This window comes from Morganella sp. BCCO 40_0007 (genome assembly GCF_032989665.1).
GTDB classification, from domain to species: domain Bacteria; phylum Pseudomonadota; class Gammaproteobacteria; order Enterobacterales; family Enterobacteriaceae; genus Morganella; species Morganella sibonii.
Genome location: NZ_JAVBIN010000002.1, coordinates 226,183 through 251,146, shown reverse-complemented (window position 1 = coordinate 251,146; position 24,964 = coordinate 226,183). Strand labels below are relative to the sequence as shown.

The following is a 24,964-nucleotide window of genomic DNA, read 5'->3' as shown; positions in this document are numbered from 1 at the left end:
GTTAACTGACCGGCAGCGCCACGATATCGCGGTAGGCCGGACGGGTTTCAATCCGTGCAAACCAGCGCTCAATGTGCGGGAAGTCCGGTCTGTCGTGACACACTTCCCGCCACGGATAGAGCAGCGGTGCCAGTGCCATATCTGCGATACTGAACGTATCACCGGCGATATAATCACGCTGTGCAAGGTCGTCGTTGAGCATGGCAATCAGGTGATTCAGTGACTGTTTCAGTTCCGCAACACGGGCCGGATCACGCTGCTCTGCCGGGGTTCTGACCAGAAGTCCCATCATCGCTTTGATATACGGGAACAGACTGCCGTCTGACCAGTACATCCACTGCGCTGCCCGGGCGCGGAATTCCGCATTATGCGGCAGCAGTGTGCCGTCATCATATTTATCCGCCAGATAACTGAGAATGGCGTTGGATTCCCAGAGAATAAACTCACCGTCCTGATACGTCGGGATGGTTTTATTCGGGTTCATGGTGAGGTATTCGGGGGTATCGAGGCCGCCGAACGGCCCGCCCGCATCTTTCTGCTGATAAGTCAGCCCCAGCTCAGTCAGACACCATAAGACTTTCTTGACGTTAGACGAGTTTTTTCTGCCCCAGACGGTTATCATAGTGACTCCTGTTGATAGAAATGCGATGACGTGTGCGTATTGTCGGTTATTTTATGTCATGAAGTGTAAATTTTTACACGAAATGCCCGTAACAGGAAGAATCGCGTTAAAGTGTCATTGGCTTACCATTCATGAAATGAATATAGTATTCATTATCACAGAGTTATCACTCTTATTTTTGTCACGATGTACCGGGTTTAAAGAGGGAAGAGTAATGCAGACAGTAATCAGTTCACGGGTAACCGGTTTAATCGGCGGGCTTGCTTTCGGATTTTTAAGCATCGGCCACGCGTTTGCGGAGGAAACACCGGTTGCACCGCAGGTGGATGCAAAAGCGTATGTGCTGATGGACTACAACAGCGGGAAAATCCTGGCATCCGCCAATGCGGATGAGCGCCTTGACCCGGCGTCACTGACAAAAATTATGAGCAGTTATGTGGTCGGACAGGCCATTAAAGCCGGAAAAGTAACACCGGATGACATCGTGACCGTCGGTATTAATGCCTGGGCAACCGGTAACCCGGTGCTGAAAGGCTCTTCCCTGATGTTCCTCAAGCCCGATGACCGCGTAAAATTAATCGACCTTAATAAAGGGATGGTTATTCAGTCCGGCAATGACGCCAGTATTGCGCTGGCGGAATATGTGGCAGGCAGTCAGGAAACGTTTGTTTCCCAGATGAACAGTTACGCCAAACAAATTGGCCTGACAAATACACATTTTAAAACCGTTCACGGACTGGATTCCGAAGGGCAGTACAGTACCGCCAAAGATATGGCGCTGCTGACCCAGGCGCTGATCAGCGATGTGCCGGATGAATATGTTATCCATAAAGAGAAAGAATTTACCTTCAATAAGATCCGCCAGCCGAACCGCAACCGTCTGTTGTGGAGCACCAATCTGAATGTGGACGGTGTAAAAACCGGTCACACCAGCGGAGCGGGGCATAACCTGGTGGCTTCCGCAACCGACGGCCCGATGCGTCTGATTTCTGTGGTGCTCGGCGCACCGAGTGATCGCGTCCGTTTTGCGGAAAGTGAAAAAATCCTCTCCTGGGGCTTCCGTTTCTTTGAAACTGTCGCGCCGGTGAAAGCCGATACACCGCTGACCACCGAGCGCGTCTGGTTCGGGGATATTTCAGAAGTGCCGCTGGGCGCGGAAAAAGACATTTATGTCACTATCCCGAAAGGCAAACTTAAAGATCTGAAAGCGACCTTTGAGCTGGACAGCACGACCCTGGAAGCACCGCTGGCGAAAAATCAGGTAGTCGGAAAAATTAACTTTATCCTCGACGACAAAGTCGTTGAACAGCGTCCGCTGGTGGTTCAGCAGCAGGTTGAGGAAGCCGGTTTCTTCGGCCGTATCTGGGATTATATTGTCCGCTTCTTTGCCGGACTGTGGCATTCCGTCTTCGGTTAAACATAATAACCTGCCGGTTATCTGACCGGCAGGTTTTCCTGCTTATTACCGGTAATTCCGGACAAACTGCGTGATGGCATCACCGGCCGCCGCCTGTTTTTCTGCAACCGCATCCGGTGCCTGTGCCACACCATCAACGCCGATCACATCCACATCCTGTATGCCGATAAAATCCAGTATTACTTTCAGATACGGCACCCCGAAATCATTCACGCCATTTTCATAAATACCGCCACTGCTGCTCAGAATGACAGCTTTTTTACCGGTTATCAGCCCGGTTCTGCCCTGCGGGGTATAACTGAAGGTCAGCCCGGCACGGATTAATAAATCAAAATAGTTTTTCAGCTGCCCGGGAATGGTGAAGTTATACATCGGCGCGGCCATAACGATAACATCATGTGCTTTTATCTCGGCAATCAGTGCATCAGAAACGGCAATTGCTGCTTTCTGCTCAGCGGTCATTTGTTCCGGTGGTACCGCGTAATAAGCGGAGTAGAGCTGCTCATCCAGGACAGGCAGGGCATCAGCCACCAGATCCCTGACGGTAATATTGTTCTCAGAGAAACGGGTTTTCCATACATCATAAAAATGGGTGATCAGTTGGGTGGTTTGGGATTGTTGTCCGTTAACAGATGATTTTAACAGCAAAAGGCGGCTCATTGTGGCTCCGTTTATGACAGATGCAGACAGGCTGCGGATACACGGAAGCATAAAAGAGAGTGGTGCAGCGGACAATCCGGTGAAGCGCGGGATTTAATCTGAATTAAGGAAGAAAAACACGGAATGCACCATACGGAGCGGCTATTTTTTATCAGACCGGCAATACTGTTCCGGCAGATAAAAACCGGTAACAACAGGAGAGGCGATGATTCGTTTATGTCCGGTCAGTAAAGATAACTGGGAAGCCTGTATTGATTTAGAGGTACGGGAGGATCAGGAAGATTTTGTGGCATCCAATGTGTATTCGCTGGCACAGCTTCAGTTTGTCAATAATTTCAGTGCCGATGCGATTTATGACGATGACGTTATGATTGGCTTTGCCATGTACGGCATTGATGATGATGATGGCATGTTCTGGATCTGGCGCTTTATGCTGGATGCAAAATTTCAGGGAAAAGGGCTGGGAAAAGCAGCATTTACGGCGCTGCTGGAAAAAATTACCGCGATGAATAACACCCGGGAGCAGCCTCTGCCCTGGTTGCGGTTAAGTTATGAGCCGGAGAACGAATACGCGAAACACTTTTATCAGCGTTTTGGCTTTAATGCGGTGCAGATGATGGATTTTGGTGAGGAAATGGCGCAATTACCGCTATCTTAATAAGGTTATTCCCCTTTCAGGCGGTAATTTATTATGCTGTCTGCTGAATTACCCTGTTGAAATCCGTATAAGATCCGATATTACATCCTGATATCGGATTTTTTTATAAAAAAGGACCGGTATTTTTACACACCGGTCAATAAAGGATTAAAGATATGGGGACAATTGTGTTTATCGCGCTGGTCATTGCGGTGGCCGGAATCGTATGGATCCGGCGGGTATATCTCCGGATTAATGACCTTCAGGCACCACTCACGGAGGCTTATGCGGCGGTTGACGGCATGTTACGCCAGCGGGCTGAGAGGATAGGCCCGCTGGTGGATATGACGGAAAAAGCAGGCATTCAGGATGCAACACTGTTTTATTCCTGGCAGGATGCGTATCCGCGTTATACAGAGGCGGCGACACTGGATGAGAGTGTCAGTGCCGCAAATGATATCAGCAGTGTTTTTTATCATATTATGACGCTGACAGAGACCTTCCCGGTGCTGATTGCAGACCCGCAGTTTGTCCGTATTCAGCTGGCGGTCTGTGATGTGGAGGACGCGCTGAATCCCGGTATCCGGGCATTTAATGAAGCTGTGATTCAGTACAATATTGCGGTTCAGCACTACCCTGACACGCTGGTGGCCGGATTGTTCGGCTTCAGACCCAAAACCCTGCTGCTGATGTCCTGATATGAAAAACCCCCGCAATCTGCATTGCGGGGGTTTTTGCAGTCATGAAACGGAAACTAATCAGTCACACGGGATCACTTTGATTGCCAGGCCGCCCTGTGAGGTTTCGCGGTATTTGGCATTCATATCTTTACCGGTTTCATACATGGTTTCGATAACTTTATCGAGGCAAACGCGCGGTTCACTGACACGGCGCAGCGCCATACGGGCGGCGTTGACAGACTGAACAGCAGCAATGGCGTTACGCTCAATGCACGGCACCTGCACCTGCCCGGCAACCGGGTCACAGGTCAGGCCGAGGTTATGCTCCATCGCGATTTCCGCTGCGATAAAGACCTGCATCGGGCTGCCGCCCAGCAGTTCGGTCAGACCGGCAGCCGCCATGGAACAGGCGACACCGACTTCACCCTGACAACCCACTTCCGCACCGGAGATAGACGCATTCATTTTGTACAGTGAACCGATCACGCTGGACACCAGGAAATAACGGGTATACGCGTTTTCATTCACCGGACGGATGAATTTATCGTAATACGACAGCACTGCAGGGATGATCCCGCAGGCACCGTTGGTCGGTGCGGTAACAACACGGCCGCCGGCGGCGTTTTCTTCGTTAACCGCGAGGGCGAACATATTGATCCAGTCGACAACCTGCATCGGGTCAGTGGAGGTGTTATCACTGGTGACCAGCTGACGGCGCAGTGCCGCAGCACGGCGTGGTACACGCAGCGGCCCCGGCAGCAGACCTTCGGTGTTCACACCGCGCTCAATACCGGCTTTCATCACATCCCATACTGCCGCGAGGTGAGCGGAAAGCTCTTCTTTACTGCGCAGAGCCAGTTCGTTCTGCATCACCAGCGCTGACAGAGACAGCCCGGTTTCGTTACAGTGTTTTTGCAGATCAGCGGCATACTGATACGGATAAGGCACTTTGGTTTCGCTGTCCGCAGCCTGACCAAAATGCTCCTCGTCCACGATAAAGCCGCCGCCGACGGAGTAATACGTTTTCTTGTACAGTAATTCATCACCGCTGAATGCGCTGATTGACATGCCGTTTTCATGCAGCGGCAGGTTTTCTTTATGGAAATTCATCCCGTTATCGCGCGGGAAATCCACTTCATGGCGTTGGTTTGCCAGCAAAAGGCGTTCACGTTCTTCAACATCCCTGATAAAGCCCGGTATCGCATCAATATCAACAGAATCCGGCAGATTACCCGCAAGACCCATGATGATCGCGATATCTGTTGCGTGACCTTTCCCTGTCAGAGACAGAGAGCCGTACACATCAACCTGAATGCGGGTGGTTTTTTCCAGCAGTCCGGCCGCGATAAGGTCATCAGCGAACTGTTTGCCTGCTTTCATCGGACCGACCGTGTGGGAACTCGACGGACCAATACCAATTTTGAAGATGTCAAATACACTGACCATATTGCTCGCCCCCTATGTTAAGGCGTGGATTAATAGTGTCGTGAAAATTCACGAAGCCGTTACTTTTCAGTTCCGGCTGATTATTGTTGTTGCTGTTGCCCGCCGGAGAGGGCAACAGTCATTTATTTATTAACCAAAAAACAGCTGATACAGATTGTAGAACACCGCTGAAATTGCAATGAGACCCATCACAACCACAAACAGATTACTCAGGTGACCGGCATATTTACGCATCGCAGGCACTTTGCGGATAGCGTACATCGGCATGATAAACAGCAGCATGGCGATAATCGGGCCACCCAGGGTTTCAATCATTCCCAGAATGCTCGGGTCCAGTGTGGCAACAATCCAGGTGGTGACCAGCATAAACAGGGCAGTCAGTTTATTCAGTTTAGACGGCGCAATGCTTTTACCTTTGGCGCGTAATGCTTTGTTAACCAGACCGTTAAAACCTTCACGGGCACCGAGGTAGTGACCCAGGAATGATTTGGTGATAGCAATAAACGCGATGAATGGTGCGATATAGGCAATCATCGGGTTTTGGAAGTGGTTTGCCAGGTAAGACAGAATGGAGATGTTCTGATCTTTTGCTTCCTGCAGATTCTGCGGGGAGAGGCTCAGCACACAGCTGAACACAAAGAACATTACGGTCAGTACCATCATAATGTGAGCGTATGCCAGAATGCGGGAGCATTTTTTCTCAGCATTCTCACCGTACTCTTCACGCTTGGCGACAGCAAAGGCGGAGATAATCGGGGAATGGTTAAAGGAGAACACCATCACCGGGATCGCCAGCCACAGCGTTATCAGCAGACCGTGACCGGTTACACTGACCGTATTGCTGTCGAAAGTGAGAGTTTTAAAGACATCAGTGCTCCAGTGCGGGATCAGATACAGCGCCAGCACCATCAGAACCGCCACAAACGGGAATACCAGCACGCTCATTGCTTTGACAATCGCGGCTTCACCGAAGCGGATAATACACATAATCCCGATAATCAGTACCAGTGACAGAATAATGCGCGGCGGAGCCGTCATATGCATCTGGTGAATGATAAAGCTTTCCACGGTGTTGGTGATAGCCACACTGTAGACCAGCAGGATCGGATAGATAGCGAAGAAATAGAGCAGGGTGATAAGGCCGCCGGCTTTGGCGCCGAAATGCTCTTCAACCACTTCAGTAATATCTTCGCCCGGATTTTTACCGGACAGCACGAAGCGGCACATACCGCGGTGTGCAAAAAAGGTCATCGGAAAGGCCAGCACGGCCATAATGATAAGCGGGATCAGCCCGCCGATACCGGCGTTAATCGGCAGAAACAGTACGCCCGCACCGATAGCTGTTCCGTACAGTCCGAGCATCCAGACGGTATCGGATTTACGCCATTTGCGATAATCATTGCTGGTGTCAGTCTTGCTGACCACAACCTGCGGTTGTGTTGTATCCATAGAAGTCTCCAAAATGTACAACAATAACAACAATTAAAATTTTGCACGCTGACCTGTGCATTTATTCGTCTCTGAAATAGGGTCTATGTACGTAACCAGATAAAAAATAAGTAAAGCTAAAAAGTCACCTGTAATTGCTTACCGGTAAAAATAATAAACAGCAGCGACCTGATATCTGTAATGGATAAATAAAGGTCTCTGCATTAATTCATATTCAAAAGTACCTGAAATTGATAACTCTCTTTCTGATGGTGAAAATATACTGTTTTTCAGTGGAAAACACCGTGATCGCAGTCTCAAATGCTATAAATCTCAGTAAAACAGGCTCTGTTGCAAGATTTGATAAAATTGTTAATCCGTGTTTACGGAATAGAGTATGCCGAAACGGCATATGAAATGACCTGTTTTGTAATAATGTCATTTTTGTCTGTATTCTATTTAATTAAATTAATTTATTCATATATTAATAAATATATCATCTGCACACGATTTCATTATTTTTAAATAGTAAAAAGCATATTTTCACAGGACAAAAACCACTTTTATAATGTGGTTTTTGTTTTTATCATTTTGTTTTTTATGATGAAAATGTTTTCTGGTTCAGTCTTTGATAATACTGGCCGTGTGCGGGGGAGAGGACAGTATAAAATATGTCATTATATAATGATGGCAGGGGATGTCCCGGATGATTAAAATAATTATTTTAATCACGAATTAAGTAACCAGAGTGATACCGGTGTCAGACAGAACAGAAATGTTAAATAAATAGCAGAATAATATTCTGTGAACAAAAATAATACTGTCAGCAGTGAAAAATGTGGTTTAAAAAAGATCAGCAACGGCGGGAGCAATTAAACGCGGATAAAAAAATACCGGCGTGCGGGCCGGTATTCTCTGACTCATACTTCATGGTGTTGGTTTGCCTGCTTTCATCAGACCAACCGTGCGGGGATCCGGCTGAGGATTGTTACTGCTGTTACCCGCCGGAGGGGGCAACAGTCATGTATTTATCAGCCAAAAAACAGCTGATACAGATTGTAGAACACCGCAGAAATGGCGATAAGACCGATGACAACCACAAACAGATTACTCAGGTGACCGGCATATTTACGCATCGCAGGGACTTTGCGGATAGCGTACATCGGCATGATAAACAGCAGCATAGCGATAATCGGACCGCCCAGGGTTTCAATCATTCCCAGAATGCTCGGGTCCAGTGTGGCAACAATCCAGGAGGTTACCAGCATAAACAGGGCAGTCAGTTTATTCAGCTTAGACGGTGCAATGCTTTTACCTCTGGCGCGTAATGCTTTGTTAACCAGACCGTTAAAGCCTTCACGGGCACCCATGTAGTGTCCCAGGAATGCGTTGGTGATAGCAATAAACGCGACTAATGGTGCGATATACGCAATCATCGGATTGTGGAAGTAGTTCGCCAGGTAGGACAGAATGGAGATATTCTGATCTTTTGCTTCCTGTAAATTGACTGGTGACAGGCTCAGTACACAGCTGAACACAAAGAACATCACGGTCAGTACCATCATAATGTGGGCGCATGCCAGAATGCGCGAGCATTTTTTCTCCGCATTTTCGCCGTATTCCTGACGTTTTGCGACACTGAATGCTGAAATAATCGGAGAATGGTTAAACGAGAATACCATCACCGGGATCGCCAGCCACAGCGTCACCATCAGACCACGACCGGTGTCACCGGCAGAGTGATTGCTGAAAGAGAGCGTGTCAAATATCGCCGTATTCCAGTGCGGGATAAGATACAGTGCCAATACCATCAGAACGGCCACAAACGGGAATACCAGCACGCTCATTGCTTTGACAATCGCGGCTTCACCGAAGCGGATAATACACATAATCCCGATAATCAGTACCAGTGACAGAATAATGCGCGGCGGAGCCGTCATATGCATCTGGTTAACGATAAAGCTTTCCACGGTGTTGGTGATAGCCACACTGTAGACCAGCAGGATCGGATAGATAGCGAAGAAATAGAGCAGGGTGATCAGGTTCCCTGCTCTGGCACCGAAATGTTCTTCAACCACTTCGGTAATATCTTCACCCGGATTTTTACCGGACAATATAAAGCGGCACATGCCGCGGTGCGCGAAAAAGGTCATCGGGAAGGCCAGCACGGCCATAATGATCAGCGGGAGCAGCCCGCCGATACCGGCATTAATCGGCAGAAACAGGATACCGGCACCAATGGCTGTACCGTACAGTCCGAGCATCCAGACGGTATCGGATTTACGCCATTTGCGGTAATCATTACGGGTATCAGTCTGACTGACCACGACCTGTGGTTGTGTTGTTTCCATAGATGTCTCCAAAATTTGCAACAATAACAGCGAAAAAATGCACGGTGAGCTGTGCACAAAATGTGTTTCTGAAGCAGGGTCTATGTACGCAACCGGATAAAAATAAATAAAACGGGAAAATTACCGGTAATTGCTTGCCGGTAAAAATAATAAACAGCAGAGGCCTGATATCTGCAACGGATAAATAAAAGCCTCTGCATTAATTCATATTCAAAAGAATCTGAGATTGGTGGTTGTCTTTTTGTAGTGAAAATATACTGTTTTTTAGTGAAAAACACTGTGATCTTCATCTCATTTGCTATAAATAACATTAAAACGGGTCATGTTGCAACATTTAATAATGTTGTTAATCCGTTTTTGCGGAATGGGGTATGCCGAAACGGCATGGGAGGTCAGATATTCTGCAATAATGTCATTTTTATCTGTTTTTTATTTAAACAAATTTATTGGTTCAGGTGTTAATTAGTATATGTGCTGAACAATATCGTATTATTACAAAATAAGGATAAGCGGGATTATTACCGGATGAGAATTATTTGAAAATTTCGTTATTCATTGTTTTTAAACAAAAATTAATCTTTCATTGAGTTTGTGGTGATTCAGAGTGTATGCAGGGAGTCAGATAGTATAAAACAGAGGGTGATATAATAGGCACATTGTGTATCCCGGATGATTAAAATAATTATTTTAATCGCGAATTAAGTGAGCAGGGTGATACTGATGCCTGACGGAACTGAAATGTTAAATAAATGGCAGGGTAATATTCTGTGAATAAAAATAATACTGTCAGCAATCTAATACCGGCACACCGGCCGGTATTATCGGATTTATGTTTGTACCGTTATTCCTGTACCCAGCCTTTGCGGATAGGTATGGCAAAACAGAGGCGGTAGAGTGTCTGCAACCGGTTTTGCAGTGCCGGGCCGAACAGACTCCAGAGCAGCTCTGTCAGTGCACAGGCAATCAGCACGGTAATAAAGGCGCCCAGCATATCCACCGGCCAGTGAACGCCGAGGAAAACCCGCGACCAGACGACAATCAGCGCCGGGATCATCAGCAGCAATCCTGCGCGGACATTACACCAGAACAGGCAGCCCAGCGCGAAGGTAAATACAATAATACCGTGATTGCTCGGGAACGAGGCGGTTGGTGCGTGTTCCAGAAAACTGTGTCCGAACGGTTCGGCAAACGGGCGGGCGTGCGGCCAGAGTGTGCCGATAATCCAGGAGGCGGCGAAACCAATCAGCAGGGCAATGGCACTTTTGCAGACGGCACGGCGCTGGCGGGCCATATTCTCCGGTGTTCCGCGCAGCCAGAGTCCGGCGGCAACGACCGGAAACAGCAGAACCAGATATTTTGCCGCGAAAGTGGCTGCAATAATCATGGCATGAGATGTTTCCGGCGTGGCATTGATCAGGAGAAAAAGCGAATGATTCAGATTTTCCAGCACATCGGACTCCTTAAAAACACACCTGTGTATATCCGGCAATAAAATGACGGGTCAGGGTAGCCGTCTTGTGCATCAAGGTAAAGTAAAAATATCTTGGTTAATCGTGCTATTACGTAACATTGCAAAAAATTGACAAAATCTGAAGCAATAACAGGCGGGATAAACAGCAGGCAATAAAAAACCCGATAGTTAAAACCAAATTGGTGACTATCGGGCTTCCTCAATCTTGGGGATATTCAAAGAAAAGCAGTGGCACTTATTCAGACTGCGTCGCGGCAGGAAAGTTCGGAAAAAGATTCAAAAAAATGAAAATAATTTTTTGATGTTGAAAATCAGCAGGATAGAAGAAGAGAAAACAAGCCGTTTCCCGGGCGGGAAACGGCAGTATAGCTTAGCTGAACAGGCCGAGATTGGCTTTTGCGTAAGCTTCGAAATCAGTGCAGCCGCCGATGTGCTTTTCATCGATAAAAATCTGAGGAACAGTTTCGACCGGTTTACCGACAGTGACAGATAAATCTTCTTTGCTGATACCTTCAGCGTGAATATCAATATAGCGGTAATCGAAGTCATCACGTTCGTTTTTCAGTTTTTCTGCGAGTTCTTTCGCACGAACGCAATAAGGGCAACCCGGACGGCCAAAAATAACGGTATACATGAAAAGCTCCTTCATTCATCAGTAACACCGGAAGTGGTGCTTTAATGAGATAAATTATGCCTGTATCATAGCGGTTAGGAAAGAATGTTGTGACGATTTGTGCGGTAGTCCGCATCAATGGTTCAGAGAGTATCCGCAGTGCGGAAAGCAAAGCACAATCGCAGAGGATAAAATGACAAATAAACAGCCGCGACAAATGCGTTCATTAGGAGACATGCCGCGCCCGGTGATTATCTGTGAGGTTATCGGTGTGATATTACTGCTGCTGGTTTATCTGGCAGTGAATGATTTTATCGCGCTGCCCGGTTTTATGAGCAGTAAAAATGTACTGATGATAATGGCGTTTGCCGGCCTGGGGTGTCTGGTACCGGCGGCAATCAATATTGTCTGGCGCGCGATCAGTGCGATGCCGTCCGTCGGGATTGACAGCAAAAGCGGGGCCGCTAAAAAGACCCGGCAGAATAAAAATGAAAAAAAGCAATAAAACGTTATTCCCCTTCACGTTTTTCAGCTAAGATCCGTTATTGGTCTGCGGGTGACATTTTTCCCCGCTGTACTTTTGTTTTTCCGGTTAAAAGGCTTCAGGTTCATGAGCATTCCCGATCTCACGATATTACGCACATGGCTGGATCAGCTGCAACTCTCCTGTTTTGAGTGTGATTCCTGCCAGGCACTGCATCTGCCGCATATGCAAAATGTGGACGGTGTGTTTGATGCCAAAATTGATATCCTTGACGATATGCTGGTGTTCTCGGCGCTGGCGGAAGTCCGCCCGACCGCGATTGTCCCGCTGATTGCCAACCTGAGCCAGATCAACGCCAGTTCGCTGCTGGTCAAAACGTTTATGGATATTCAGGATTCCACCATGCCGAAACTGGTGGTCTGTTACTCGCTGCCGCTTAGTGCCGGGCTGACGTTTGAGCAGTTCTCTCTCTCTATGCAACTGATGGAAGAACAGGTCGGTGCGGTGGTATTTGAGCTGTTCAGTAACAATATGCTGTTTGATCCGAATGATGCGGAACCGGAAGATGAAGAAAGCTTCCGCGCTGATTCCGTTCCTTCTCCGGTGATCCACTGATTATCCGTACCACTTTCGATATCCGGGACACCTGTCATGCATTGCCCCCAGTATTCATCCGGCCGCTGCCGTTCCTGTCAGTGGCTTGAAAAACCCTATATTCAGCAGATTGATGATAAAGAGCAGGATCTCCGCACGCTGCTCTCTCCGTTTGCTGTACAAAACTGGCTGCCGCCGGTCCGCAGTGCGGAAACCGCATTCAGAAATAAAGCGAAGATGGTGGTCAGCGGCAGTGTTGAGCGCCCGGTGTTCGGGATTGTCACGGATAACGAACCGGTGGATTTATCGGACTGCCCGCTTTATCCGCCGCATTTTGCACCGGTATTTGCTGCGCTGAAACCCTTTATCGCCCGCGCCGGACTCACGCCGTACAATGTGGAACGCCGCCGTGGCGAGCTGAAATTCCTGCTGCTGACCGAAAGCCGAGCCACCGGTAAAATGATGCTGCGCTTTGTGCTGCGTTCGGAGAAAAAGGTGGCGCAGTTACAGGACGCACTGCCGTTTTTACAGGCGCAATTACCGCAGTTATCGGTGATTTCCGCTAATATCCAGCCGGTCGCAATGGCAATTCTGGAAGGGGAGCAGGAAATTATCTTTACCCCGGATGAGGTACTGGAAGAAACCTTCAACGGTATTCCGCTCTATATCCGTCCGCACAGTTTTTTCCAGACCAATCCGGATGTTGCCTCACAGCTGTATCATACTGCCGGGCAATGGGTACGTGAGCGGGGGATCACCCGCTTATGGGATCTGTTTTGCGGCGCGGGAGGATTCGGCCTGCACTGTGCGGATAAATCCACACATCTGACCGGGATTGAAATCAGCCCGGAGGCCATCGCCTGCGCCACCCGTTCAGCGGAAAAAATGGGGCTGGAGAATGTCACGTTTCAGGCACTGGATTCCGCGCAGTTTGCTCTCGCTAAATCTGCCGTGCCGGAACTGGTACTGGTTAATCCGCCGCGCAGAGGGATCGGCAAAGCCTTGTGTGATTACCTGAATACCATGGCGCCGGAGACGATTATCTATTCCAGCTGCAATGCACAGAGTCTGGCACAGGATCTGGCGCATCTCACACAGTATCAGCCGCAGCGCGTGCAGTTATTTGATATGTTCCCGCATACCGCACATTATGAAGTGCTGGTACTGCTGACCAAAAAATAAATCGCCGGAATAAAAAAACGGGGCTGCGTACAGACGTCAGCCCCGTTTTTGTATGAGCGGATCAGTTGCGGTGTTCGAATGCCAGCGCCCGGCGTTCAATCAGACGCATCGCCAGCGTCAGCAGGCTGTTGACAACCAGATAGATAATCCCGGCGGCAATAAAGACATTCAGGTCATAATCCTGACCAAACAGGCGGCGGCTGTAACCCATCACTTCAAGTAATGAAATCGTCGTGGCCAGAGAGGTACTTTTGAAGATCAGCACCACTTCGTTGGAATAGGATGATAATGCACGTTTAAAGGCATACGGCAGGATAATCCGCATCGTCTGCTTCTGTGACATCCCCAGCGCCTGGCAGGATTGCCACTGCCCCTGAGGGATCGCTTTCACCGCGCCGTAGAACAGCAGCGTTGAATAGGCGGCACTGTTCAGTGCCAGAGTCACCATAGCGCAGAGCCACGGAGATGACATCAGTTCCCACAGCTGCGGATACGCTTTTAATCCCTCAAACTGCGCCGGTCCGAAATAAATCAGGAAAAACTGGACCAGCAGCGGTGTCCCGGTAAACAGGGTGATATACCCTTTGACCAGCTGAGTCAGAATCCGGGGTTTGAGAGAGAGTATCAGTGTAAACAGTACTGACAGCAGAAACGCCGTGACCAGTGCGGCAAAGGTCAGTGACAGACTGACCGGCAGGCCCGGTAATACGGCAATAATATAATCAAATATGCTCACTGGCCGCTCCGTTCAAAACGTGTGGTACGTAATTCGATACGTTTGAGGATGTACTGACTGACCAGCGTAATGGCGAGATAGATAAGCGCCACGATGCTGTACCAGGTGAAAGGCTCTTCAGTACGGCGGGCAATGCTTTGTGTCTGCAGCATCAGTTCATTAATACCAATCAGATACACCAGCGCGGTATCTTTCAGCAGAACCAGCCACTGGTTACCCAGGCCCGGCAGAGCATGACGCCACATCTGCGGCATGATAAAGCGGAGGAAAATGGTGGTACGGCTCAGTCCGAGTGCCTGACCGGCTTCACGCTGACCGTCCGGGACGGCTTTCAGCGCACCGCGCAGAGTCTGTGACGCATAGGCGGCATAGAGCAGGGAAAGGGCGGTGATACCACTGAAGATCGGCACATACGGGCCGTTATCGATCTCAAGCGTCAGGGTGAAGAAGCCCAGATCGATACCGTCACTCAGCCGGATAATCACTTCCTGAGTACCGTAATAGACAAACAGAACCACCAGCAGCTCAGGTAAACCACGGATGAGTGTGACCAGACAGGTTCCGGCAAAGGCGACAGGTTTCCAGCGTACGTTTTCCCAGAGGGTAAACAGCATCGCGAGCACAAGACCAATCAGGAGTGCAGAAACAGCAAGGCCGACGGTTACCCCGGCGGCACTTGTTAAAGAAAGAAAATCGTTCATTAATTTTTTATGTTATTACTCAAACCATTTCTTATAGAGGGTATCGTAAGTACCGTCCGCTTTGACCTCACCAAGCGCCTTGTTGAGTTTGTCTTTCAGCTCACTGTTGCCCTTACGGACTGCAATAGCCAGGCCGGTGCCGAAATATTCCGGATCGGTGACACGCTCACCCACGGTTTTCAGATTGTCATTGCTCTTCAGCCATTCATTGATAACAGCTGTATCACCGAAGACAGCGTCAATACGTCCGCCTTTCAGATCCAGTACCGCATTCTGGTAGCTTTCATAAGGAACAATTTTCATGTCCTTAAATTGCTCCATCAGGTATTTCTGATGCGTGGTGCCGTTCTGGATGCCAATCTGTTTCCCTTTGAGGCTGTCAATGCTATCAAATTTGCCCGCGACTGCAACGAAAACAGCAGAGTTATCATAATAAGTATTGGTGAAATCAACCTGCTTCTGACGCTCCGGTGTTACGTCGATACCGGCCATCAGCGCATCAAAACGCTTGTATTTCAGGCTCGGGATCAGGCTGTCAAAGGCCTGGTTGGTAAAGGTGCATTCCGCGTCGATTTTGGCACACATCGCCTGAGCCAGATCCACATCAAAACCGACGATTTCGTTTTTCTCATTCACGGTTTCAAACGGGGCATAACTCGCTTCTGTCGCGAAACGGATTTTTTCTTTTTCTGCCGCCGCTGCGGAGAAAGCAAACGCGCCGATTAATGCGGCAATAACCAGTTTTTTCATAGCAACATCCTATTTTAGTGTTCAGTGGCAGAAAATAATCAGTGTGACAGATAACCGGCAAATGCCTCTGTCTGCGGCGTGGTAAAGCATTGCGCGCCGCCCTGTTCAACGATACGGCCGTTTTCCATATACACCACTTTACTGGCGGTTTTACGGGCGATATCCACTTCGTGAGTCACAATCACCTGGGTAATCCCGGTCTGCGACAGTTCTTTAATAATATCGACGACCTGAGAGGTAATCTCCGGGTCCAGTGCTGCGGTCGGTTCATCGAATAACAGCACCTGCGGTTCCATCATCAGGGCGCGGGCAATCGCCACACGCTGCTGCTGTCCGCCGGATAAATGCAGCGGGAAGCGGTTTGCAAAATCAGTCAGACGCAGACGCGCCAGCAGCTTTTCAGCTTTTGCCTGAGCGGCTTCTCTGGTCAGACCCAGTACCCGGACCGGCGCTTCTGTCAGGTTATCCATGACGGTCAGATGCGGCCACAGGTTATACTGCTGGAATACCATCCCGACATTCTGACGCAGCGCACGGATCTCACCGGCAGAGGGCGTGGTGGTAAAATTAAAATGGTGATCCGCAATGGTCAGTTCACCGGAACGCGGCATTTCAAGCAGGTTCAGTGCCCGCAGCAGCGAACTCTTACCGGCACCGCTCGGCCCGAGCAGTACCATGGTTTCACCTGCACCACATTCCAGGTTGATATCGAACAGCGCCTGATGCTGTCCGTAAAAGCAATTGATGTTTTTTAATTGAATACTCATGCTGTAATTCTGCATACTCAGTGACGTTGAGTGAATATTAACGCCGTAAGAATAAATATGCAATTATTTCTGCATAAAAAACTACTAAAAAAGCAAACTAATAACTTTTACTGAGTGATTATGTCTTCTCTGATGCTGATAGGGTGTATGCTGACGCCCGTTTGACGATAGTTTTCGCCATGCCTTTAAAGATGAATAAATGAGCGGGCATCATAGCGAACCAGTAGAGCAGCCCGCTGAATCCGGCAGGATGCCACCAGGCGCGGACATCCAGCGTCCGCTGATGGCCGTGGTCGCGGATGGTAAACGTCAGCCGTCCCAGCCCCGGGGCTTTCATGCCGAACAGGAGAGAGAGTTGCTGCCGGGGTTTAACGGTGATCACTTTCCAGCCGTCGATTTTATCCCCGGGTTCGAGGGTATCGCGATCCGGGCGGCCGTAAGTGATTTTATTGCCGCACAGATCATCCAGCCGTGCGCGGACAGACCACAGAATATTGGCGTAGAAATAACCGTCTTTACCGCCGATCTGCTGAACAACATGCCACAGCGCATCAGCGGAAGCGGAGGTGTTCAGGGTAAAACCGGCCTGTTTGGGGTAGAAGCCGAAACCCGGCCGCCAGCGGGCACGGACTTCGGGGTCATAACCCCAGTCCTCATTATCCACGGCATCTGCTTCATCCTTCAGGGTCTTGCGTACGGCATCATCAAAACTGAGCAGCGTCTGCGGAATCAGCGTCTGAAGCGGTTTTCCGTCGCCCTGCAGATCATATTTCAGTCCCATAATCAGCTCTTTGGCAATCCCTTCCGGCACCGTGGTGATAAGCCGCAGAAAATGAACTGAAATCAGCCGCAACGGAATAGGCAGCGGGATCATCAGCCGTTTTTTACCGCTGATGGTAATAAAATGCCGGAACATCTCCAGATAACTGAGGTAATCCGGCCCTGTGGCATCAAAGCGGCGGTTTCCGTCAGCAGGATGCGCGAGCAGACCGGTCAGATAATTCAGCAGGTTTTCCAGCGCCACCGGTGAGGATTTTGAGCGCGCCCAGCGCGGCGGGGTGAGGATGGGCAGGTTGTACACCATGTCCCGCATGATTTCAAAAGCAGCCGAGCCGGGACCGACAATAATTGCCGCGCGGATCTCGGTGACCGGCACACGGCTGTCCGCAAGAATTTCGCCGGTCAGCCTGCGGGCGGCGAGATGCGGGGAGTCGCTGTCTCTGTGCTGCATCGCGCTCAGGTAGATCACTTCGCGTACAGCTGAGTTATTCAGCACCGCCTGCACGTTTTCCGCTGCCAGTCGCTCGCGCGCCAGTAAGTCCGCCTCATCCGTCATGCTGTGGACGAGGTAGTACACCACATCAATATCCTGAAAAAGGGTTTCCAGGGTGGATTTATCATACAGATCCGCATAGCAGCAGCGGGTATTTTCCCAGCCCTGTGCCTGCATCCACTCCACCCGGCGGGCGGCGGCGGTGACCTGATGACCGGCGGCGATCAGTTGCGGGATAAGATTCTGTCCGACATAACCGCTGGCGCCCAGTACTAAAATCCGCTGAGGCAAAATCCGTTGTTGTGGCATACATTTTCACTCTTCAGGTAAACAGGGCTATCAGTACCGGTGCAAACAGACTGAGGACAAAGCCGTGCACAATCGCGGCCGGGACAATCGATACACCACCGCTGCGCTGCAATACCGGCAGGGTAAAGTCCATCGTGGTGGCGCCGCCGAGGCCGAGGGCGGCTGCACGGTGACGGTTGATCAGCAGCGGGATCAGCATAATCGCGGCAATTTCCCGCACCAGGTCGTTAAAGAAGCCGACACTGCCGAGTACCGGACCGAATGCGTCGGTCAGCAGAATACCGGACAGTGAATACCAGCCGAAGCCGGAGGAGAGCGCCATCCCGGTTTTGACCGGCAATCCGGCAATCAGTGCCGCGAGTGCGCCGCCGAGCAGTGAGGTGGCTGCCACAATCAGGGAAACCAGCATACCGCGGCGGTTAATCAGGATCTGGCGCAGCGTCATACCGCTGTTGCGCAGCTGGATACCGACCAGAAACAGCAGAAAAATCAGGGCATATTCACTGGCGGCACCGGCAAAGGAGAGAAATGACCAGCCGAATAACCCGGTGGCAAAGCCAGACAGCAGCACACCACACAGTTGCAGGGATTCCAGCACCATATGCAGGCGGGAAGGCGGTTTTTGCTGTTTGTGAGCCGGGACCTGCCACGGGTATTTTTTGCCGTATAAAAACAATCCGGCAAGGTTACAGCCCAGTACCACCACCGAAAAGGTCAGCGTGTACTGCACTATCACCAGCAGATTGGCGCCGAGATTTTCCACCAGCGCCAGACTGATCCCCATCAGAAACAGTATCACATACACCATCGCGCTCAGACCGCGGCCGATGATTTTTTTCAGTGCCGTGCTGCTGACCGGGATGAGATAACCCGCAATAAGCGGTGCGAGAATAATTAATAACCCTGAGTACATGTGTGTCGTTTCCGTAAAATAATGCCGTCTTTCTTGTGTTCGTGTTAGTGTCTGATTAAAAAGCAGGCGATTATAGCGGCATTCCCACCAGAATTGCTACGTATCCCTCTGTTTTCATGTTTAGTATAAGTCAAAACCGTTTTTATTTATTACATTGTGATAATACTTTATTGTGATCATTATTGTCATAACACAGGCGGTATCCGGCAAACAGTGAGGGAACTATGATTCTGGAAAGAGTGGAAATTCTGGGTTTTCGCGGTATAAACCGGCTGTCATTACCATTGACCGGCAATACGGTACTGATTGGTGAAAACGCGTGGGGGAAATCCAGTCTGCTGGATGCCCTGACTCTGACACTGTCACCGCAGGCACTGAATGCAAAATTTATCCTGAGCGACTTTTATCACGCCGCTGACAGTGAATCAGGACCTGTCCGTCACTTACAGATTGTTCTGATATTCCGTGAAACCCGTCCCGGACGTTACCGCTCCCGCCGGTTCCGTGAACTGGCGCCGCTGTGGCGCAGCAACGGGGATGAATATCAGCGGATCAACTACCGTGTCAGTGCCGATCTGGCGGATGACAACACGATTACCAGCCAGCGCACGTTTCTGGATGAAGCCGGTGAGCCGCTTCTGCCGGAAAAAACAGATACCTTTATCCGTGAAATTATCCGTCTTTATCCGGTGCTGCGTCTGCGTGATGCCCGCTTTATGCATGGACTGAGAAAAGGAATGCCTGAATGTGAGGAGGAGTGTGATCTCCGCATGCAGACAGAAACCTTTAATAACCGGATGGCGGATCTGACCCGTGCTCTGGTCAGCAATCCGCAGACACTCTCCAATGATGATTTGCAGGATGGCCTGGAAGCCATGAAACAGCTGCTCAGCCACTACTTTGCCGAACAGGGGGAGTATCTGCTGGATCGCCGTAAGGCGCGGCAGCTGAATATTGAACCACGCCAGCGGGCATGGCAGGCGCTGGAAGGAATTAACCGCGTGGTGGCCGGTCCCAATCAGCGTAATGTTCGGCTGATTATCCTCGGTATGTTTGCCGCGCTGCTTCAGTCCAACAGCGGGCTGAAACTCGATCCGTATGCCCGGCCGATCATCATTGTGGAAGACCCGGAAACCCGCCTGCATCCGATTATGCTGTCGGTGGCGTGGGGGCTGCTCAATCTGTTTTCTTTACAGCGTATTACCACCACCAACTCCGGCGAGCTGCTTTCGCTGGTGCCTATTCATGATATCTGCCGCCTGGTGCGGGAATCCACCCGTGTCGCCGCTTACCGGCTGGGGGAAAATCATCTGTCGCCGGAAGAACTGCGGCGTATCTCATTCCATATCCGCTTTAACCGCCCGTCCGCACTGTTTGCCCGCTGCTGGCTGCTGGTGGAGGGGGAAACGGAAATCTGGCTGATGAACGACCTGGCAAAACAGTGTAATTACTACTTTGAGACAGAAGGGATCAAGGTAATTGAGTTTGCCCAGTGCGGTCTTAAACCTTTGTTAAAGTTTGCCAACAAAATGGGTATAGAATGGCATACGCTGGTTGACGGCGATGAAGCCGGTAAGAAATACGCGGCTACCGCCGCACATTTCTCATCGGGGCTCAATGATGTTGAGCAGGACAGACTGACCCGTCTGCCCGCGCCGGACATGGAGCATTTTTTGTATCGTGAGGGGTTCAGCCGCCTGTATCACAAGGTTGCGGATATCCCGGAGAATATTAAAATGCCGGCCCGCCGGGTGATTACCAAAGCGATTCACCGCACCTCGAAACCGGATCTGGCGATTGCGATTGCCAATAATGCCGCAAGCAGGGGTGTGGATTCTATCCCGCTGTTGCTGCGCCGGATGTTCTCCCGCGTGGCATGGCTCGCCAGAGGGCGGGCTAACTGAGGAAACAGGAATTCATGAGAGCAGTTTCAAAGAAAAAAAAACTGACCGCCGGCATTCTGATCATTCTGATCGCCGGCGGTTTCTGGTTTTTTAACCGTGAAGAAGCACCGGTCAGTTATATGACGGAAGATGTGCAGCGCGGGACACTGGAAAAAAAAGTGATGGCCACCGGCAAACTGGATGCCTTGCAGAAGGTGGATGTCGGGGCGCAGGTCAACGGACAGTTGCAGACCCTGAATGTCAAAGAGGGAGATTTTGTTAAGAAAGGGGATCTGCTGGCCGTTATCGATCCGGTCAAAGCACAGAACGTGGTGATTGAGGCGGAGCAGACAGTCAGTGAAATCAGAGCACGGCTGAAGCAGGCAGAGGCGGAGTATGCCTTTGCACAGGCGACGTATCAGCGGCGGCTGGCACTGTCAAAAACACAGGTTATCTCAAAGCAGGATGTGGATGAGGCACGGCGCAATATGGAAGTGCAGCGCGCAGCGATTGATACCAGTAAAGCCCAGCTGGCACGTAATCAGGCCACTCTGGATACCGCCCGTAATGATTTGCAGTACACCAATATCCGTGCACCGATGGACGGTGTGGTGACAGAGCTGAAAACATTACAGGGGCAGACGGTGATCGCCATGCAGCAGGCGCCGACCATTCTCTCCCTTGCGGATCTCGATACGATGCTGGTGAATGCGGAAGTCTCCGAGGCGGATGTGGTTTATCTGAAACCCGGCCAGAAAGCGACGTTCAGTGTCCTGGGTGCACCGGATAAATCCTTCAGCGGCGTGATCACCGATATCCTGCCGAAACCGCAGAAAATCAATGACGCCATTTTCTATTATGCGCGCTTTGAAGTACCGAACCCGCAGCATGTACTGAAACTGGATATGACTGCTCAGGTGACCATTGCACTGGAAAACCGCGAAAATGTGCTGAAAATTCCGCTGGCGGCGCTGGGTAAAGAGATTTCCCCGACCGAATATGAGGTACAGGTACTGGTGAATGGTCAGCCGGAAACCCGGCAGGTGACACTCGGCACCCGTAATGATGTGGAAGCTGAGGTGGTAAAAGGCCTGGCGGAGCATGAGAAAGTGGTGACCGGTATTGATGACAGTACGGCGGGATAATTCATGAGCGCCTTATTAGAACTGCGGAATATTTACCGCCGTTATCCTTCCGGCGACAGCACTGTCACGGTACTGGATGATGTCTCACTGACGATCAGCGCCGGTGAAATGGTGGCGATTGTCGGTCAGTCCGGCTCGGGTAAATCCACACTGATGAATATCCTCGGCTGTCTGGACACGCCGAGTGACGGTCAGTATTTTGTCGCCGGAAAGAACACGGCAGAACTGAGCGGCGATGAACTGGCGGCACTGCGCCGTGAGCATTTCGGCTTTATTTTCCAGCGCTATCATCTGCTCTCCCACCTCAGTGCGGAACAGAATGTGGAAATGCCGGCCATTTATGCCGGACTGAACGCCCGCGAGCGCCGCGAACGGGCAGCAGAGCTGTTGCAGCGTCTTGGGCTGGGTGAGCGGCTGATTTACCGGCCGGGACAGCTTTCCGGCGGGCAGCAGCAGCGTGTCAGTATTGCCCGCGCGCTGATGAACGGCGGTGAAGTGATCCTCGCGGATGAACCGACCGGCGCGCTCGACAGCCAGTCGGGCAAAGAAGTGATGGCGATCCTCCACCAGCTCTGTGAGCAGGGGCATACGGTGATTATTGTCACCCATGACCCGGTCATTGCCGCACAGGCAGCGCGGATTATTGAAATCAAAGACGGGCATATTCTCAGTGACAGCGGGGCGGCAATCAATCCGCAGGCGAAAACCCCGGCGGCAAAACCCTGTCTGAAAAGCAGTGCGTTCAGCCGTTTCTTCGGCCGCTTTAATGAAGCGCTGCTGATGGCGTGGCGGGCGATGGTCGTCAACAAGATGCGGACACTGCTCACGATGCTGGGCATTATTATCGGGATTGCCTCCGTGGTGACTATTCTGGTGATTGGTGATGCCGCCAAAGCCCTCGTGCTGTCTGATATCAAATCCATCGGCACCAACACCATTTTTATCTATCCCGGCAAAGACTTCGGCAGTGATCCGGGACAGGATCTGCAATCCCTCAAACCCGGCGATGTGGATGTGATCCGCCGGCAGCCGTATGTCTATGCGGCTTCCGCGGAAATCGGGAGTAATGCACGACTGCGCCGCGGAAATATCGACTCCGCGGCCCGCATCACCGGGATCGGGCCGGACTTTTTCACGGTGTATGATATGCGTTTCGGCGAAGGGCGTGCATTCCCGCCTGAGATGTATGAACGCCGCTCTCAGGTTGTTATCATCGACATGAATACCAAACGCAAACTCTTTCCCCATCAGAAGAATGTGGTCGGGGAAACGCTGCTGGTGGGCAATATGCCCGCTACGGTGGTCGGCGTGATTGCGGATCGCAAGTCCATGTTCGGTAACTCGCAAACCTTACAGGTCTGGATGCCGTACACCACCCTGACCGGGCGGCTGATGCAGCGTAATTATCTGGATATGATCTCCGTGCGTATCCGTGACGGTTACAACACTAATAATACGGAAGAACAGCTGGTCCGGCTGATGACACTGCGCCACGGCAAACAGGATACCTTCACGTATAACCTCGACAGCATTGTGAAAACCGTGGATAAAACCACAACCACCATGCAGCTTTTCCTGACGCTGGTGGCGGTAATCTCGCTGGTGGTCGGGGGGATTGGCGTGATGAATATCATGCTGGTGAGCGTGACAGAGCGTACCCGCGAAATCGGTATCCGTATGGCGGTCGGTGCACGGGCGGGGGATGTGATGCAGCAGTTTCTGATCGAGGCGGTGCTGGTGTGTCTGATGGGCGGCGCCATCGGCCTGGGGCTCTCTTACTCCATTGCTTTTGCAGCCCAAATGGCACTGCCGGACTGGGAATTTGTCTTCCGGCCTGCGGCGATTGTCAGTGCGGTGCTTTGTTCAACCGCGATCGGGGTTATCTTTGGTTTTCTGCCGGCCAGGAATGCGGCGAAACTTGATCCTATCGATGCACTGGCGCGGGAATAGCCGCACACCGGCTGAAAATACGAATACGTCGCGGAATGACGATTGACATTACCGCGACGATCCGCATAATTTTATAAAATACATGATTTTGTAAAATACAGTAATTTGTAAAATACAGTGTTACGGCGCTGCGGTGTCGTCATCTTCAGTAACCGGAATAATCACACTGACGTGATGCCCTTTTGGTCCCTGAATGGTGTCATAATTCACTTTCTGACCCGCTTTCAGCGTGCGGTAGCCGTCCATCTGTATCGTCGAATAGTGGACAAAAATATCGTCACCACCGTCCGACGGACAGATAAACCCGAAACCCTTGGCGTTGTTGAACCACTTAACAGTACCTGTTTCCATACTGTTATCACCCTCATCTGTCAAACGATTGAAAAATGCTGCACAATGCACCATATGATCCATAATACTCATAATGAAGTATCAGTATTACGCAGATATACTGGTTGCCTTGTACATTATTTATACTCTATTGAATTAGAGGGTGACGTCAAGCCTTTGTTGACGGCAAAACAGTATGGGTCTGTAAAGTCTGATAAAAATAACGCTGAGTATTGATACGCCTGCTGCGGCGTACGTTTTCTATAACCGGAATAGCAATGAGTCACTATCAATCTGAATCACAAACGGATGTCACGCTCAGGGAAAAAGAGCTGCAGAAGATACAGCCGCCTTCAATGTATAAGGTGGTTTTAAACAACGACGACTATACCCCTATGGACTTTGTGGTTGAAGTTTTGCAAAAGTTCTTTTCTTATAATGTTGATCGCGCGACGCAGATTATGCTCGACATCCATTACCAGGGAAAAGGGATCTGCGGGGTATTTACCGCTGAAATTGCGGAAATGAAAACAATATTGGTCAATACGTACGCGAAAGATAACGATCATCCGTTGCTGTGTACACTCGAGAAGGTATAAGAATACACTTTATTTCTCAGAAT

The 24,964-nt window shown here is 50.4% G+C and carries 24 protein-coding genes; 10 read left to right on the top strand and 14 right to left on the bottom strand.

Going from position 1 to position 24,964, the window contains the following annotated elements; genetic code table 11:
* Position 1: 1 nt before the first annotated feature.
* Positions 2-622 (bottom strand): glutathione S-transferase family protein, encoded by a 621-nt coding sequence (locus R5268_RS03175; RefSeq protein WP_052926182.1) that lies wholly within the window; start codon positions 620-622, stop codon positions 2-4.
* Between the two features lie 214 nt (positions 623-836).
* Here R5268_RS03175 and R5268_RS03170 point away from each other — a divergent pair, with 214 nt between their 5' ends.
* The gene (locus R5268_RS03170; RefSeq protein ID WP_107678200.1) at positions 837-2,039 is read left to right on the top strand and encodes a serine hydrolase; all 1,203 of its coding nucleotides are present in this window, start codon (positions 837-839) and stop codon (positions 2,037-2,039) included.
* Positions 2,040-2,084: 45 nt separating this feature from the next.
* On the opposite strand, the gene R5268_RS03165 is transcribed toward R5268_RS03170, so the two are convergent.
* On the bottom strand, positions 2,085-2,699 hold the full coding sequence (locus R5268_RS03165) for an FMN-dependent NADH-azoreductase (RefSeq protein ID WP_317418691.1): 615 nt from the start codon (positions 2,697-2,699) through the stop codon (positions 2,085-2,087).
* A gap of 205 nt (positions 2,700-2,904) precedes the next feature.
* Here R5268_RS03165 and R5268_RS03160 point away from each other — a divergent pair, with 205 nt between their 5' ends.
* Both R5268_RS03160 and R5268_RS03155 read left to right on the top strand, forming a co-directional pair.
* Complete coding sequence (locus R5268_RS03160; protein WP_317418692.1) at positions 2,905-3,357, top strand: GNAT family N-acetyltransferase; 453 nt, start codon at positions 2,905-2,907, stop codon at positions 3,355-3,357.
* 155 nt (positions 3,358-3,512) lie between these two features.
* Entirely contained in the window at positions 3,513-4,034 is a 522-nt protein-coding gene (locus tag R5268_RS03155; RefSeq protein WP_317418693.1) for a LemA family protein, read from the top strand.
* A gap of 60 nt (positions 4,035-4,094) precedes the next feature.
* Here R5268_RS03155 and R5268_RS03150 read toward each other — a convergent pair whose 3' ends face one another.
* The 5 genes from R5268_RS03150 to R5268_RS03130 form a co-directional block, all read right to left on the bottom strand.
* On the bottom strand, positions 4,095-5,462 hold the full coding sequence (locus R5268_RS03150; RefSeq protein ID WP_107678202.1) for an L-serine ammonia-lyase: 1,368 nt from the start codon (positions 5,460-5,462) through the stop codon (positions 4,095-4,097).
* A gap of 129 nt (positions 5,463-5,591) precedes the next feature.
* Positions 5,592-6,911, bottom strand: a complete 1,320-nt coding sequence (locus tag R5268_RS03145) for an HAAAP family serine/threonine permease (RefSeq protein WP_218427788.1) — start codon at positions 6,909-6,911, stop codon at positions 5,592-5,594.
* A 1,010-nt stretch (positions 6,912-7,921) separates the two neighbouring features.
* A complete protein-coding gene (locus tag R5268_RS03140) occupies positions 7,922-9,241 on the bottom strand; it encodes an HAAAP family serine/threonine permease (RefSeq protein WP_107678204.1) in 1,320 nt (439 codons plus the stop codon).
* Positions 9,242-10,082: 841 nt separating this feature from the next.
* Complete coding sequence (gene ybjG / locus R5268_RS03135) at positions 10,083-10,691, bottom strand: undecaprenyl-diphosphate phosphatase (RefSeq protein WP_317418694.1); 609 nt, start codon at positions 10,689-10,691, stop codon at positions 10,083-10,085.
* Between the two features lie 391 nt (positions 10,692-11,082).
* Positions 11,083-11,346 (bottom strand): GrxA family glutaredoxin, encoded by a 264-nt coding sequence (locus R5268_RS03130; protein WP_004235784.1) that lies wholly within the window; start codon positions 11,344-11,346, stop codon positions 11,083-11,085.
* 172 nt (positions 11,347-11,518) lie between these two features.
* Here R5268_RS03130 and R5268_RS03125 point away from each other — a divergent pair, with 172 nt between their 5' ends.
* The 3 genes from R5268_RS03125 (at position 11,519) to rlmC (ending at position 13,585) form a co-directional block, all read left to right on the top strand.
* On the top strand, positions 11,519-11,830 hold the full coding sequence (locus R5268_RS03125) for a YbjC family protein (RefSeq protein WP_182104875.1): 312 nt from the start codon (positions 11,519-11,521) through the stop codon (positions 11,828-11,830).
* Between the two features lie 105 nt (positions 11,831-11,935).
* The gene (locus tag R5268_RS03120; protein ID WP_317418695.1) at positions 11,936-12,424 is read left to right on the top strand and encodes a YbjN domain-containing protein; all 489 of its coding nucleotides are present in this window, start codon (positions 11,936-11,938) and stop codon (positions 12,422-12,424) included.
* Positions 12,425-12,460: 36 nt separating this feature from the next.
* Positions 12,461-13,585: a 23S rRNA (uracil(747)-C(5))-methyltransferase RlmC gene (rlmC, locus tag R5268_RS03115; protein ID WP_317418696.1), complete on the top strand. Its 1,125-nt coding sequence runs from the start codon at positions 12,461-12,463 to the stop codon at positions 13,583-13,585.
* 61 nt (positions 13,586-13,646) lie between these two features.
* Here the strand turns inward: rlmC and artM are convergent, their stop codons facing one another.
* From artM to R5268_RS03085, 6 genes are all read right to left on the bottom strand, one after another.
* Complete coding sequence (gene artM, locus R5268_RS03110) at positions 13,647-14,315, bottom strand: arginine ABC transporter permease ArtM (protein ID WP_317418780.1); 669 nt, start codon at positions 14,313-14,315, stop codon at positions 13,647-13,649.
* Between the two features lie 2 nt (positions 14,316-14,317).
* A complete protein-coding gene (artQ, locus tag R5268_RS03105; RefSeq protein ID WP_046893818.1) occupies positions 14,318-15,022 on the bottom strand; it encodes an arginine ABC transporter permease ArtQ in 705 nt (234 codons plus the stop codon).
* Positions 15,023-15,037: 15 nt separating this feature from the next.
* The gene (gene artJ / locus R5268_RS03100; RefSeq protein ID WP_004241743.1) at positions 15,038-15,772 is read right to left on the bottom strand and encodes an arginine ABC transporter substrate-binding protein; all 735 of its coding nucleotides are present in this window, start codon (positions 15,770-15,772) and stop codon (positions 15,038-15,040) included.
* Positions 15,773-15,810: 38 nt separating this feature from the next.
* Complete coding sequence (artP, locus tag R5268_RS03095) at positions 15,811-16,539, bottom strand: arginine ABC transporter ATP-binding protein ArtP (protein ID WP_317418698.1); 729 nt, start codon at positions 16,537-16,539, stop codon at positions 15,811-15,813.
* Between the two features lie 118 nt (positions 16,540-16,657).
* Positions 16,658-18,121, bottom strand: coding sequence for a DUF2867 domain-containing protein (locus R5268_RS03090; protein ID WP_317418699.1), 1,464 nt, complete (start codon positions 18,119-18,121; stop codon positions 16,658-16,660).
* A gap of 13 nt (positions 18,122-18,134) precedes the next feature.
* Positions 18,135-19,034 carry a lysine exporter LysO family protein gene (locus R5268_RS03085; protein WP_317418700.1) on the bottom strand — a complete coding sequence of 300 codons (900 nt, stop codon included), beginning with the start codon at positions 19,032-19,034 and terminating at the stop codon, positions 18,135-18,137.
* Between the two features lie 224 nt (positions 19,035-19,258).
* Here R5268_RS03085 and R5268_RS03080 point away from each other — a divergent pair, with 224 nt between their 5' ends.
* From R5268_RS03080 to macB, 3 genes are read left to right on the top strand one after another with little or no spacing between them, the layout of a single operon-like run.
* Positions 19,259-20,938 (top strand): ATP-dependent endonuclease, encoded by a 1,680-nt coding sequence (locus R5268_RS03080; protein ID WP_317418701.1) that lies wholly within the window; start codon positions 19,259-19,261, stop codon positions 20,936-20,938.
* 14 nt (positions 20,939-20,952) lie between these two features.
* Positions 20,953-22,062 carry a macrolide transporter subunit MacA gene (gene macA, locus R5268_RS03075; protein WP_317418702.1) on the top strand — a complete coding sequence of 370 codons (1,110 nt, stop codon included), beginning with the start codon at positions 20,953-20,955 and terminating at the stop codon, positions 22,060-22,062.
* 3 nt (positions 22,063-22,065) lie between these two features.
* Positions 22,066-24,012 (top strand): macrolide ABC transporter ATP-binding protein/permease MacB, encoded by a 1,947-nt coding sequence (gene macB, locus R5268_RS03070; protein WP_317418703.1) that lies wholly within the window; start codon positions 22,066-22,068, stop codon positions 24,010-24,012.
* Between the two features lie 120 nt (positions 24,013-24,132).
* On the opposite strand, the gene cspD is transcribed toward macB, so the two are convergent.
* A complete protein-coding gene (gene cspD, locus R5268_RS03065; protein ID WP_046893902.1) occupies positions 24,133-24,363 on the bottom strand; it encodes a cold shock domain-containing protein CspD in 231 nt (76 codons plus the stop codon).
* Positions 24,364-24,620: 257 nt separating this feature from the next.
* Between cspD and clpS the strand changes: the two genes are divergently transcribed.
* Positions 24,621-24,941, top strand: coding sequence for an ATP-dependent Clp protease adapter ClpS (clpS, locus tag R5268_RS03060; RefSeq protein WP_046893824.1), 321 nt, complete (start codon positions 24,621-24,623; stop codon positions 24,939-24,941).
* Positions 24,942-24,964 lie beyond the last annotated feature (23 nt).